Origin of the sequence: Flavobacterium sp. (assembly GCF_031381455.1) — a bacterium.
Lineage (GTDB): Bacteria > Bacteroidota > Bacteroidia > Flavobacteriales > Flavobacteriaceae > Flavobacterium.
In genome coordinates this window covers 70641-84353 of sequence record NZ_JANMXZ010000038.1, presented here as the reverse complement: position 1 = coordinate 84353, position 13713 = coordinate 70641, and the positions used below count along the sequence as shown (strand labels likewise).

Genomic DNA, 13713 nt, shown 5'->3' with positions numbered 1-13713 from the left:
ATTAAATTTTCAAAATCGATTTATACTGTGATTTGTCGTTTAATACTTCAATAGACTTCTTAATTTCATAATTGCTTTTGACATAATATTGATACAATCCTTCTTTGTATTGGTATCGTTTTATAATTTCATCCAAAATCAGATTCTTGATTTCTTTTTGATTTTTGTCTATCAATGTTTCCTCGCTTTTTTCCAATACTGAAAGTAATTGTTGGTATTCAGCCGCAATGGCAGTATCAACATTTTCTTTTTTCGCCTTTTCTAAAGTGTTTTTCAAAGCCACTTCCGTTTCGGTATCAAATGCTATTTTTTCTTTTTTTAGAAAAGCCTTAAAATCTGCTAAATCAGCATCCGTAATCGTTGGAATTTTATCACCAAGCGTTGGGTTTTTGTAATAGTAATACGTGACATAATTAAAAATCCCATCATTTTTTTGCAAGGCTTCTGCGATGGAACTTGTTTTTGTGTTTTCCAGAACGATATCTGGTAAAATTCCGCCACCATCATAAACGGTTCTTCCTTTATTGGTTTTGAAAGCGTTATAATTTTTTTCATCTGTTCTGATGGCTTTTCCGTTTTTGTCTTTATGCGAATAATTCAATGCCTGAATACACCTTCCGGATGGTGTATAATATTTGGAAATGGTAACTTTAACCTGCGTTCCATAAGTCATGTCAATGGGACGTTGCACCAATCCTTTTCCGTAACTTCTGCTTCCAACAATTACCGCTCGGTCTAAATCCTGCAAAGCACCGGAAACAATTTCTGAAGACGAAGCACTTTTACCATCAACAATGACCACTAATGGAATTTCGGTATCAATAGGTTCACGCGAAGTTTTATAAGTATTGTTGTATTTAGAATTCTTAGATTTTGTGGTTACAATGATTTCATTTTTGGGCACAAAAAGATTGCAAACATTAACGGCTTCATTCAATAATCCACCCGGATTTCCGCGTAAGTCTAAAACAATTTGCGTGGCGCCATCCGTTTTCAGTTTTTCTAATGCTTCTTTGGTTTCTAACGAAGCTTTTTGGTTGAATTGCGATAATACAATATAACCTGTTTTGTCATCAACCATTCCGTAAAAAGGGACAGCTTTTACAGCCACTTCATCAAGGATTAAATCTGTTGTCATTTGTTTTCCCTGACGCAAATATTTGATGTTAATCTTAGTGCCTTTTGCACCTTTCATCAATTGCGAAGCATCGTCTTTGAAATCGGCCAAAAGCACATCGCCAATTTGCGTAATTTCATCACCGGCTTTTAATCCAGCTTTATCAGCCGGAAATCCTTTGTAGGGTTCTTTGATGATAAGTTTGTCTTCTTTTCGGGTAATCATCGCGCCAATTCCCGTGTATTCGCCAGTGTTATTTATTTTGAATTTGATAACATCCTGTTCGTTGAAATAATTGGTGTATGGATCCAAATCAGCCAGCATGCTTTTGATGGCTTTGTCCATCAATTCCGCCGGATTTGTTTCATCGACATAGTTTTGATTAATGGTCTTAAAAAGCGTGGTGAAGATTTCAATTTGTTTTGAAATTTCGAAGAAATCGTCTTTAAAACTGACACCAACAAAGAGGAAAATACTCAGAATTGCCGGAATAAAATATTTTTTTTTAATTTTCGATAACATCTTTTTTATTTTTTCTTTTAAATCGTTTTCTGATTAGAATGAATACGACAACTAATGTAACAATTACTGGCCAAATTCCTAACAACCCAATAAAGAAATTTGAAATACTGTTAAAGCCCGATATAATTGCGTTGCCAATTCTTCCACCATAAGAAACCGTTGCTTTTTGGCCTTGTGCTATGGGTTTGTAAAAAGTTATGTCTAAAGTACTCATGGACACTTTGTTTTGAAGATATCTCAATCTTCCTTCCTTGGCTTCAATTTCTTCTCTGATTTCTGAAAGCTGTCCTTCAATTTCGAGCATTTCTGAAACTTTATTGGCTTTTTTTAACAACTCCAAATAGCGTTGTTCTAATACTTTTTTTGTCTTTATCCTTGATGCAACATCAATATATTCCTCTGTCACATCTTGTGAAGTAATATCCTTTATGTCAAAATATTTTACGCCTTTCGATATATCGGCAATAAATTTATCAAAATGCTGATTTGGAATTCTGATGTTGACGGCTCTCGAAAACTGATAATCGTTATTTTCTTGTGAATCATTTTTTATCAAAGCTTTGTATTTTTTTACTGCGCTTTGTATCTGACTATAAGTTTGTTCTAAATCATCAGTTTGAAATCGCAAATTACCCGATTTGATGATTTTGGTTTCAATAGATACTTCTTCCTTTGGAATAGATTTAAGACTCGCTGCTGCAACCTTATACTCATTATAAGATTCATCTGCCACAGCAGTATCAACCGCTTCAACCGCAGTAGAATCCGCTGCAGCATAGATCACCATGTCTTTATCGGCAACAGCTTCAGCGTCTGCTTGTTTACAGGAAACAAATAAAAAAACAAAAACGTAAAAAAATATAGGGAGAGTTTTCATAATAAATAAGTTTAGTAGTAATAAAACGTAAAAAAGTACTTATTTATTGTGTTGAAGTGTTTTAGGATTCATTATTCTCGTCTTGAATAATTCTGATAAACTTTTCAAAAAGCTGAATGGTTTTTTGGTTTATTTCCTGATAAGACAATCGTTCATTGGTTTGATAAAAAAACATAAAGCAATATTTAGCATCTACATTTTCAACCAAAAGCTGTTTGTTTAATCGATAGGATTCTCGTAAAATACGCTTGAAATAATTTCGGTCAACGGCATTTTTAAAATATTTTTTGGATACCGAAACGCCAATTTTTAAAGGCACATCTTCCTCAAAATTATGTTTTACATAAACCAAACGCAGCGGATATTTACTCACCGATTTGCCTTCAGTAAAAAGTAAATCGATAATTCTTTTGCTTTTTAGTTTTTCGGTTTTTGGATAAGAAAAATCCATTGCTATTTGACAGGGTAAATATTGTAAACAAATTTAACTTCAGTGTAAGTGATGTAAAACTGCACTCTGTTGTTTTCTTTTTTCTTGGTAATGATTAAGATGTTACACTTCGAAAATTTATTGTCGACACATTCAAACGGAACAATATTTACTTCATCATTATCTGTAATTTCTCCATAAGCTTTGATTTTGAAAGACTGCACTTCGGAAGAATTAATCGTAATTAAATCTTTTTTAGGATTAAGTGTTATCAAAACTTTAGCATCAACAAAATCGGACCATTCGTTCCATTGACCATTATCTTTTTTATCTGTAAAACTTACGCTGCTGGTTTGAAAAAGAATGGGTTGCGCCGAAGCAATATTTCCAAAACTTAAAAAAAGGCAAACGATAAGAAGTTGAATAGCTCTCATTTTGTTAAAAATTTTATCGAGGGTAAATCTACAAATTCTATTCTAGAAAAAAAGCAAACGTTAAAGTTCCCTTTTTCATTTACTTCACTTCGTAAACATTATTATCTCTTTTCACATCGGCCATTAAACCGCTTGAATCAATGGTGATTTTTTTAATGAAAGTTTTTGCTTTTGGAATTTCAAAGAAATAATTTGGATTAGCCCATGTCCAGTCAGTTAAAATAGTTCTTTTAATTTCCGGAGTTGGGTTTTCTTTTTCAAAATTCATCATTCGCAGCGGAATGTAAAAACTTTCTTTTGTGCCATCGTTATATTCTACTAAAATATCCATAGGCATTGGTATTCTGCCGATTCGTTCTAAAGAAACGCCTGTTCTTTGTACGCCATCGGTTGCGCCTTCAACATTCTTAATTCCATAATCAATCGTGTTCAAAGTTTCGGTCCAATCGGTTAGATACCAATCTAAATTCGCCCCCGAAACGCGTTCGGCAGTTCGCTTAATATCGTTTGGTGTAGGATGTTTGAATTTGAAATCGTTATAAAAACGTTTCAAAGTTTTTCGAGTATTTTCTATGCCAATTAAATACTCTAATTGTGTTAGGAAAAGTGCGCCTTTGTAATAGGTTCCAACAGTATAGGCTCTGTTGATATCGTACCTGTCTCCATGTGTTGACATGGGCTGTTCTTTCCCGGTTTTTACAAATTCGTAATAAGTTGAATAGATTGATTTAAAAGGATTTTCTGCTTTTTTAATCGGAATTTCATTCAGCGCTAAATATTCAATATAGGTTGAAAAACCTTCGTCCATCCATGGATGTTTCGACTCATTGGAAGCTAAAACCTGCTGAAACCAGGAATGTGCCAATTCATGTGGCGCTGCACTCAACATTTCTTGTGCTGTTCCGGTTCCCAGCATCAAGGTACACATAGCATATTCCATTCCGCCATCGCCGCCTTGAATAAAAGAGTATTGTTTGTACGGATAATCGCCAACTATTTTATTGTAAAAATCCATTACTCTTACCATCAACGGCTCAAGGTCTTTCCAGTTTTGAATGTATTTTGGATTGTTTTTGTAAAGAAAATGGAGGTCAACATTGTTTGATCCTTTCACCACATCGTGAAGATAGTCTTTGTCGGCAGCCCAAGTAAAATCGTGTACATTTGGCGCTATAAAATGCCAAGTTAATGTTTTTCCTTTCGGATCTTTTTTTACTTTTTTGCCTTGATCTTCATATCCAAAACCAATCTCGTTATTGTTTTTTAAATAACCCGTTCCTCCAAGAATGTAATTTTTGTCAATGGTAATACTAACATCAAAATCGCCCCAAACACCATGAAACTCTCTGGCAATATATGGGTCAGCATACCAACCTTCAAAATCAAATTCTGCCATTTTTGGATACCATTGCGCCATTGAAAGGGCAACACCAACAGAATTATTTCTACCCGAACGACGAATCTGAACCGGAACCTGACCATCAAAGTCTAAAGTCAACGTTGTTGATTTTCCGGGAAGAATTGGTTTTGCCAACGTCACTTCAAGAATGGTACTAACTTCTTTTGTATTGGCAGAAACGCCATCTTGCTGAAAGTTAGAAATTTTCAAATAACCAATTTCGTTAGGCTGTAATTTAGCAATTCGACTTTCCTTAGTTTTAGTAAGAAACCTTCCATCCGGATTAGCAATAGTTTGAGCACGCATGTCCATTTCGCTTCCCGGTTGAAAAGCATTATTGAATAAATGATAATACATACGGCGTAGCGTGTCTGAAGAATTGTTGGTATAAACCAGTTTTTGTTTTCCTTTGTATTGATAGGTTTTCACGTCCATCATCACTTCCATAGTATAATCTGCTTTTTGCTGCCAATATCCTTTGGATTGTGCAAAAGAAGAAGTGATGCTTAATAAAATAAAACCAAATAGAAATTTGATATTCATGCTTAAATAAAATAAAAAAAGGAAGGTTTTACGCTTCCTTTCAGTTTATAATTATGGGTTGCTCTTGAGTGAGTTCGTCATTTCCTCAGCCATTTTTAAAGCATTGTATGCGTTGACTATTTTTCCCGAAACAGAGGCGTCTGAAAAAGGAATTTTAATTTTCTTGTCATCAACAATCACTTCAAGATTCAATGAAGTTCCTGATTGCATTAAAATTTGTTTTACCTGAGCAGCCTTTAAATTTGGATAATATTCACGAATTAAAGTAGCTACGCCCGCAGCATTTGGCGAAGCCATTGAAGTTCCTTGAAGGTATTTATATTTATTACTAGGAATGGTAGCATATATTTTCACACCCGGCGCATAAACATCTACATTTCTTTTTCCGTAGTTTGAAAACTTAGCAACCACTTTTTCTCCGTATTCATAATTAAGAGCGCCAACTGTTAAAACATTATCTGCAATTTCCTTACTATCAACATCGTCTGTTGGAAAGTTTGGTTCTGTGTCAATGTTTTTAGAATCATTTCCTGCCGCATGAACAATAAGAACATCTTTACTTGCGGCATATTTGATAGCATCATACACCCATTGAGCGTGAGGAGAATAGTCTTTTCCAAAACTTCCATTAATCACTTTAGCACCATTATCTACGGCATAACGAATAGCTAAAGCAATATCTTTATCATATTCATCACCATTTGGCACGGCACGAATTGGCATGATTTCTACATTGTCGGCAACACCATCACCACCGAGTCCGTTGTCTCTTCCCTGTGCAATTATCCCTGCAACGTGGGTTCCGTGTAAATTGTCTTTACGTTCTTTAGAATAGACTATGTTGTTACCATATTTTCTATCATTGATATCTTCTGGATTATCACCAACAAGTTTTCTAGCATTAAAATCTTTATTAAGATTATAATCCAATTGATCATAAACATAATCTTGAAAAGATTTTAAATCATCGTGGAAAGTATCACCTTTTTGAGTAGCATAAGACAACATGATTCGTTTGGCATCATACAAATCGAATTTAACGGAAGGCATATCTTTTAGTTCTGAAACAGAGTATTTGTCATTTTTTAAAGCTTCACGAACTGCATTGTCTGCTTTCAATAAAACATCTATATTTTCTTTTAAATCTGTTACATCTGCCAATTTTTCAGTATAATCTGCCAATGCGTTTTTATAAACTTCTGAACCATCATCGGCTTTTTTCAAAATACGAACCATTTCCAGATTCTCATTATTTGAATTACCTAAAAAGTTCCAGCCATGAACGTCATCAATAAATCCATTCTTGTCATCATCCTTTCCGTTGTTTGGAATTTCTTTCTTATTGGTCCATATAACCGACTTCAAATCTTCCTGATCTGTATCCACTCCTGAATCCACAACAGCAACTATTACTTTTGTGCTTTTTTTGTTCTTCAGTAATTCAGCGTAAACTTTATCTACACTCATTCCTGGAATAGAATCTTTTTCTAAATCAAGATGACTCCAGCGTTGTAATTGTTGTTCTGTTAAAGGTGTTTTTTTAGCAAAAGATTGAGTAGTTTCTTGTGCAAAGATTGTCAATGAGAACATTGAAATCAGTAAAAAATGTAAAACTTTCATATTCTATTTTATTTGTGATTTATGAATTGGTGTAAAAGTAAAATGTTTTGTTACAGTTAAAGAAAGGATTAACACTATGTTAAGATATCTTCACAGCTGAAAACTTCTTTTAGTCGAATGCCTTTTTCGGTGTTCTCAACAGTTATGATTTGATTGTGGGCATCATGTTCTAGCCATAAATAATAATTATTTTCGACGGCAGCATGAAGAAATTTTGATTTTTCAGGCATCGTTAAAAGTGGTCGCGTGTCATAGCCCATAACATAAGGCAAAGGCAAATGACCAGCAGTCGGAATTAAATCGGCACAGAATACAATAGTTTTATCTTGATATTGAATATGTGGAATCATCATTTTTTCGGTGTGACCATCTACATAAAATATTCCAAAATCTAATTCTGATTTCGTCTGAAAATCTCCCGCTGGCCTTTTGATGAAATTCAATTGTCCACTTTCCTGCATTGGTAAAATATTTTCTGACAGGAAAGAAGCTTTTTCACGAGGATTTGGTTTTGTTGCCCAATCCCAATGGTTATGATTGGTCCAATATTTGGCATTTTTGAAAGCCACTTCGTAACCTGTTCTTTCTTTGTTCCAATTGACACTTCCGCCACAATGGTCAAAATGTAAATGCGTCATAAAAATATCAGTCACATCATCGCGATGAAAACCATATTTCGCCAAGGATTTGTCCAAAGAATGATTTCCCCAAAGCGAATAATACCCAAAGAATTTTTCCGATTGCTTGTTTCCCATTCCGGTGTCAATCAAGATTAAGCGGTTTCCGTCTTCAATCAACATACATCTTGCCGCAATATCAATTAAATTATTCTCGTCGGCCGGATTGGTTTTATTCCAAATGGTTTTTGGCACAACGCCAAACATTGCGCCGCCATCTAGTTTAAAATTTCCCGCTTCAATAGGATATATTTTCATGGATTGAGTGAGTTTAAAAAGCGGTGCAAATTAGTGAAATTATAGAGCATTTAATAAGCCAAAATCATTTTTTTCTATTCTTAAATTAGTTATAAAAATCTATGGTTGTGAGGTAAAAAGGGATATTTGTATTAACTTTGCCTATTATTTAGACAAAATTAAAATAAGGTATGATCAAAGTTTCTGATAACGCTAGTAAAAAAATCGTTTCGATGATGCAGGAAGACGGTTTTGACGCTGCCAAAGATTACGTTCGAGTAGGCGTAAAAAGTGGTGGTTGTTCAGGCTTGTCGTATGAATTGAAATTCGATAAAGAACTTGGTGAAAACGACAAAGTTTTTGAAGATAATCACGTAAAAATAGCCGTTGAGAAAAAATCGTTTTTGTATTTAGCAGGAACAATTTTAGAATTTTCGGGTGGATTAAACGGAAAAGGATTTGTATTCAACAATCCAAATGCATCCAGAACCTGCGGATGCGGAGAATCATTTTCACTTTAAATTAAAAGATTTAAACCATTAAGAAATTAAGAGCCATTAAGTCTTAATTAATTTAATTTCTTAATGGTTTTAAAAAAAATAAAAATGGCAAAATATACCGAAGACGATTTAAAAGTTGAACTCGAAAGTAAAGAATACGAGTACGGGTTTTATACTGACATTGAGTCGGAAACGTTTCCTATTGGTTTAAACGAAGATATTGTTCGGGCTATTTCTTTGAAAAAAGAAGAACCACAATGGATGACTGATTGGCGTATCGAAGCGTTTCGTGCCTGGCAGGAAATGATTGAGCCAAATTGGGCAAATGTAAATTACCAAAAGCCAGACTTTCAGGCGATTTCCTATTATTCAGCGCCCAAAAAAGTTGATCCAAATAAAACTTTAGATGATGTAGATCCTGAACTTTTAGAAATGTATAAAAAGCTTGGAATTTCATTAGACGAGCAGAAAAAGATGAACAATATCGCGATGGATATCGTGGTCGATTCGGTTTCTGTGGCAACAACTTTCAAGAAAACACTAAACGAAAAAGGAATTATTTTCTGTTCCATATCGGATGCAATTAAAGAACATCCAGAATTAGTTAGAAAACATTTAGGAACGATTGTTCCTCAAAAAGATAATTTCTACGCAGCTTTGAATTCGGCTGTTTTTTCGGATGGAAGTTTTTGTTATATACCAAAAGGCGTTCGTTGCCCAATGGAACTTTCAACCTATTTCCGAATCAATCAAGCCGGAACCGGGCAATTCGAAAGAACATTATTGATTGCCGATGAAGGCAGTTATGTTTCGTATCTTGAAGGTTGTACTGCGCCAAGTCGTGATGAAAATCAATTGCACGCAGCAGTCGTTGAATTAATTGCTTTGGATGGTGCCGAAATTAAATATTCTACCGTTCAAAACTGGTATCCGGGAAACAAAGAAGGAAAAGGTGGCGTTTTCAATTTCGTAACCAAAAGAGGCTTGTGTGAGAAAAACGCAAAAATTTCATGGACACAAGTTGAAACAGGTTCAGCCATTACCTGGAAATATCCTTCTGTGATTTTAAAAGGCGACAATTCAATTGGCGAATTTTACTCGATTGCCGTGACTAATAATTATCAACAGGCTGATACTGGAACAAAGATGATTCATTTGGGTAAAAACACTAAATCGACTATTATTTCCAAAGGAATTTCAGCAGGAAAATCTCAGAATAGTTACAGAGGTTTGGTTCAGATAAGCGCCAGAGCAGACAATGCTCGTAACTTCTCGCAATGCGACTCGTTGTTAATGGGAAATAATTGCGGAGCACATACGTTTCCGTATATCGAAAGTAAAAATTCATCTGCTATAATTGAACACGAAGCAACTACTTCAAAAATAGGTGAAGACCAAGTTTTCTATTGCAATCAGCGTGGCATTCCAACCGAAAAAGCAATCGCGTTAATCGTAAACGGGTTCAGTAAAGATGTATTGAACAAACTGCCAATGGAGTTTGCTGTGGAAGCACAAAAATTACTCGAAATCTCGTTAGAAGGATCAGTAGGTTAATCATAAATCAGAATAAAACACATTCAAAAAATGTTAAGCATAAAAAATTTACACGCTTCTGTAGAAGACAAAGAAATATTAAGAGGAATCAACCTTGAGGTAAATGCTGGTGAAGTTCACGCGATTATGGGACCAAACGGTGCTGGAAAAAGCACGCTCGCTTCCATCATTGCAGGAAATGAAAAATACGAAGTTTCAGAAGGTGAAATCCTTTTAGAAGGAGAAGATATTTCAGAATTAGCACCGGAAGAAAGAGCACACAAAGGTGTTTTTCTTTCGTTTCAATATCCGGTAGAAATTCCGGGCGTTTCGGTAACGAACTTCATGAAAACAGCTATCAACGAGAGTAGAAAAGCCAACGGAAAAGAAGAAATGCCGGCAAACGAAATGCTGAAACTTATCCGTGAAAAATCAGAATTGTTGGAAATCGACCGTAAGTTCTTATCGCGTTCGTTAAACGAAGGTTTTTCGGGTGGTGAAAAGAAACGTAATGAGATTTTTCAAATGGCAATGCTGCAACCAAAACTGGCAATCCTTGATGAAACCGATTCTGGTTTGGATATCGATGCGTTGCGAATTGTGGCCAATGGCGTAAATAAATTGAAAAGTCAGAATAATGCTGTGGTTGTTATCACGCATTACCAGCGTTTGTTAGATTATATCATTCCAGACTTCGTTCACGTTTTGATGGATGGAAAAATAGTAAAATCAGGAGGAAAAGAACTGGCTTACGAATTAGAGGAAAAAGGATACGACTGGATTAAAAGTGAATTAGTTTAATCAAACTTGTCATGCTGACGAAGGAAGCATCTCATTATGAGATTCCTCGTTCCTCGGAATGACAAAAGAACAACAAAAATGGAATTAAAAGATAAATTAATCTCGTCTTTTATGGCGTTCGAAGAAAGCATCGACGTGCACAATGAGTTACACGATGTTCGAACTTCGGCTATAAAAAACTTTGAAAATAAAGGCTTCCCAACTAAAAAAGAGGAAGCGTGGAAATACACATCGCTGAATAGCATTTTAAAAAATGATTATTCTGTGTTTCCAAAACACGAAAATGCAATTGAATTCAAAGACGTTAAGAAATTTTTCCTGCACGAAATCGACACACACAAAGTCATTTTTGTGGACGGAAAATTCAGTTCATTTTTATCAGCAACAACGCACGATGGATTGGATGTTTGCTTGATGTCATCGGCATTGAATAAACCAAAATACAAAATGGTGATTGATGAATACTTCAACAAAATTGCCAGCAAAGACGAAAGTTTGACTTCGTTAAATACGGCTTTCGCCAATGAAGGAGCGTATATCAACATTCCGAAAAGCAAAGTCGTAGAGAAACCAATCGAAATCATTTACTTCTCTACCGGAGTTGAAAGTGCTTTAATGGTTCAGCCAAGAAATTTAGTGATTGTTGGTGAAAATGCGCATGTTCAAATCATAGAAAGACATCAATCATTAAATGAAAATCCGGTATTGACCAATTCAGTCACCGAGATTTTTGCCCAAAAAAGAGCGATTGTCGATTACTATAAAATTCAAAATGATTTGCAATCTGCCAACCTTATTGATAATACGTTTATTTCCCAAAAACAAGAAAGCCGAGTTTCGGTGCATACGTTTTCATTTGGTGGAAACATTACCAGAAACAACCTGAATTTCTATCATTTTGGAGAAAGAATCGATTCCACTTTAAAAGGAATTACCATTATTGGTGACAAGCAACACGTTGATCATTATACTTTGGTAAATCATGCAACGCCAAACTGCGAAAGCCACCAGAACTACAAAACCATCTTGGCAGGAAGCTCGACAGGAGTTTTCAACGGAAAGATTTATGTAGAAAAAGAAGCCCAAAAAACTGATGCTTTTCAGCAAAACAATAACATTTTATTGGGTGACAAAGCAACCATAAATGCAAAACCACAACTGGAAATTTTTGCCGATGATGTAAAATGTTCTCACGGTTGCACGATTGGACAGTTGGACGAAAATGCTATGTTCTATATGCAACAACGCGGTATTCCAAAGAAAGAAGCCAAAGCTTTGTTGATGTATGCTTTTTCCAACGAAGTCATCCAAAGCATCAAAATACCCGAACTCAAAAAGCGAATTACCAAAATCATTGCAACAAAATTGGGCGTGAATTTAGGATTTGATTTGTAATGTTTTACCGCAAGGTTCGCTGAGATATACGCAAAGTTCGCAAGGTTTAAAGCTTTGCGCACTTTGCGATTTTTTTACTTTGTGTCTTTGCGGTTAAGTTTTTCTTTTTTTCTTAAACTTTCTTTCAAGTAAGTATCATCATCAATTATAGTTAAACTCCCAACAACATTCTTCAAAAACCCATTAAAATCAAAGTCTTCACTTAATCCCATTCGCACCACAACCAAATCCAGCGAAGGAATAATAAACACCATTTGCCCTTGAAAACCGCTGCAACGATACATGTCTCTCGGCACATCGTGATAAACGCCACCAGCATTTAGCCAAAAATGCGCGCCATACTGTCCGTTTGAAGTATTTGTTGGCGTTGCTACATATTTCGCCCAACTTTCATCAAAAAGCTGTTCGCCATTCCAATTTCCTTTGTGTAAATACAATAAACCAAATTTTGCCCAATCTCTTGTTGTTGCCCAACCATAAGACGAACCCACAAAATTCCCGGCCATATCGGTTTCTACAATCATAGAGTTCATACCTATTTTATCAATCAACGATGAATACCAAAAATTTAAATAGTCCTGATGTGTTTTGAATTGTTTTCGCAATATTCCTGATAACAAATTTGTAGTTCCTGAAGAGTAATTCCAATGTGTATTTGGTTTGTATTTAGCCGATTTTTCTATTTGTGACTTCGTCATATCTTCCGCTTGAAAAAGCATTTTGGTCGCATCCGAAATTTTAGTATAATCTTCCTCCCATTCCAAACCTGAATTCATGTGCAATAAATCATTGATAGTAATTTTGGAACGTTCGTCATTCTTCCATTCGTCAATTGGTGCCGATTTCATAATGTCTATTTTACCTTGTTTTTGAAGAATGCCAAAGTAAGTAGCCGTCAAACTTTTAGTCATTGACCACCCCAAAATTTTAGAGTTTTTGTTGAAACCAACAGCATATTTTTCGGCAATTAATTTTCCTTTGTATAACACAACAACAGAGCGAGTTTGCTTCTTTTTTTCTCCTTTCTTATCAAAAGCATTTGCAATTGCTTTTTCTAATTTGGTATAATCAATATTCGAGAAAAGAGTATCCTTTGGTTCAATGTCACCATACGGATATTCGCGACCATTTTTAAAAGAATAACGCTGTGGAACTTTATATTGTTTTGTAACATCAAAATCATTATTAATTAAAGTAGCTCCCAAACCTTGACGGTAAATAGCTTTTCGCTCTTTTAAGCCATAAACGGATGAGGTAACATTTTTTTTGACATCATTAATTTCATTTGTTGCCCAATCTACTTTATCAATATCGTTGTCACCTTTTTCAATAGTTTCCAAACTTCTACTATCAATAAAATGCCCGGAAGCAACACTTTTGGCTGAAAATCCAGAAATCAAATCGAGCTGTGGATAAATGGCAATACGTAAATAGACAACAATAATAAGTAATAAGACAGCAAGAACTTTGAGGAATTTTTTCATGGGAATCAATTTTAAAGCAAGTTATAAAAATAAAATCTTGTTAACCACAAAAGAAACAAAGAATACAAAGGCGCAAAGCTTTTGTTACTTCTAGAACTTTTGTGCCTTTTTTGTTTCAATCTTAGCACAAACAAATCATAAATA

At 35.0% G+C, this 13713-nt stretch carries 12 protein-coding genes; 4 read left to right on the top strand and 8 right to left on the bottom strand.

Annotated features, from left to right (window positions below):
• Window position 1: 1 nt before the first annotated feature.
• The 7 genes from RMN97_RS09120 to RMN97_RS09090 all read right to left on the bottom strand — a co-directional run bounded on the left by RMN97_RS09120 (window position 2) and on the right by RMN97_RS09090 (window position 7877).
• Complete coding sequence (locus RMN97_RS09120; RefSeq protein WP_309614207.1) at window positions 2-1639, bottom strand: S41 family peptidase; 1638 nt, start codon at window positions 1637-1639, stop codon at window positions 2-4.
• Window positions 1623-2516 (bottom strand): DUF4349 domain-containing protein, encoded by an 894-nt coding sequence (locus RMN97_RS09115; protein ID WP_309614206.1) that lies wholly within the window; start codon window positions 2514-2516, stop codon window positions 1623-1625. The genes RMN97_RS09120 and RMN97_RS09115 overlap by 17 nt, the downstream gene beginning before the upstream one ends.
• 61 nt (window positions 2517-2577) lie before the next feature.
• Window positions 2578-2967 (bottom strand): ribonuclease P protein component, encoded by a 390-nt coding sequence (rnpA, locus tag RMN97_RS09110; RefSeq protein WP_309614205.1) that lies wholly within the window; start codon window positions 2965-2967, stop codon window positions 2578-2580.
• 2 nt (window positions 2968-2969) lie between these two features.
• A complete protein-coding gene (locus RMN97_RS09105) occupies window positions 2970-3380 on the bottom strand; it encodes a hypothetical protein (RefSeq protein WP_309614204.1) in 411 nt (136 codons plus the stop codon).
• A gap of 79 nt (window positions 3381-3459) precedes the next feature.
• Entirely contained in the window at window positions 3460-5322 is a 1863-nt protein-coding gene (locus RMN97_RS09100) for a M1 family metallopeptidase (RefSeq protein ID WP_309614203.1), read from the bottom strand.
• Window positions 5323-5373: 51 nt separating this feature from the next.
• Entirely contained in the window at window positions 5374-6942 is a 1569-nt protein-coding gene (locus RMN97_RS09095) for a S8 family peptidase (protein ID WP_309614202.1), read from the bottom strand.
• A gap of 74 nt (window positions 6943-7016) precedes the next feature.
• Window positions 7017-7877, bottom strand: a complete 861-nt coding sequence (locus RMN97_RS09090) for an MBL fold metallo-hydrolase (protein ID WP_309614201.1) — start codon at window positions 7875-7877, stop codon at window positions 7017-7019.
• A gap of 170 nt (window positions 7878-8047) precedes the next feature.
• Between RMN97_RS09090 and RMN97_RS09085 the strand changes: the two genes are divergently transcribed.
• The 4 genes from RMN97_RS09085 to sufD all read left to right on the top strand — a co-directional run bounded on the left by RMN97_RS09085 (window position 8048) and on the right by sufD (window position 12085).
• A complete protein-coding gene (locus tag RMN97_RS09085) occupies window positions 8048-8377 on the top strand; it encodes an iron-sulfur cluster assembly accessory protein (RefSeq protein WP_309614200.1) in 330 nt (109 codons plus the stop codon).
• Between the two features lie 84 nt (window positions 8378-8461).
• Window positions 8462-9910, top strand: a complete 1449-nt coding sequence (gene sufB / locus RMN97_RS09080; protein ID WP_309614199.1) for a Fe-S cluster assembly protein SufB — start codon at window positions 8462-8464, stop codon at window positions 9908-9910.
• A gap of 30 nt (window positions 9911-9940) precedes the next feature.
• Window positions 9941-10690: a Fe-S cluster assembly ATPase SufC gene (gene sufC, locus RMN97_RS09075; protein ID WP_309614198.1), complete on the top strand. Its 750-nt coding sequence runs from the start codon at window positions 9941-9943 to the stop codon at window positions 10688-10690.
• Between the two features lie 78 nt (window positions 10691-10768).
• Entirely contained in the window at window positions 10769-12085 is a 1317-nt protein-coding gene (gene sufD, locus RMN97_RS09070; RefSeq protein ID WP_309614197.1) for a Fe-S cluster assembly protein SufD, read from the top strand.
• 74 nt (window positions 12086-12159) lie between these two features.
• On the opposite strand, the gene RMN97_RS09065 is transcribed toward sufD, so the two are convergent.
• On the bottom strand, window positions 12160-13569 hold the full coding sequence (locus RMN97_RS09065) for a serine hydrolase (RefSeq protein WP_309614196.1): 1410 nt from the start codon (window positions 13567-13569) through the stop codon (window positions 12160-12162).
• Window positions 13570-13713 lie beyond the last annotated feature (144 nt).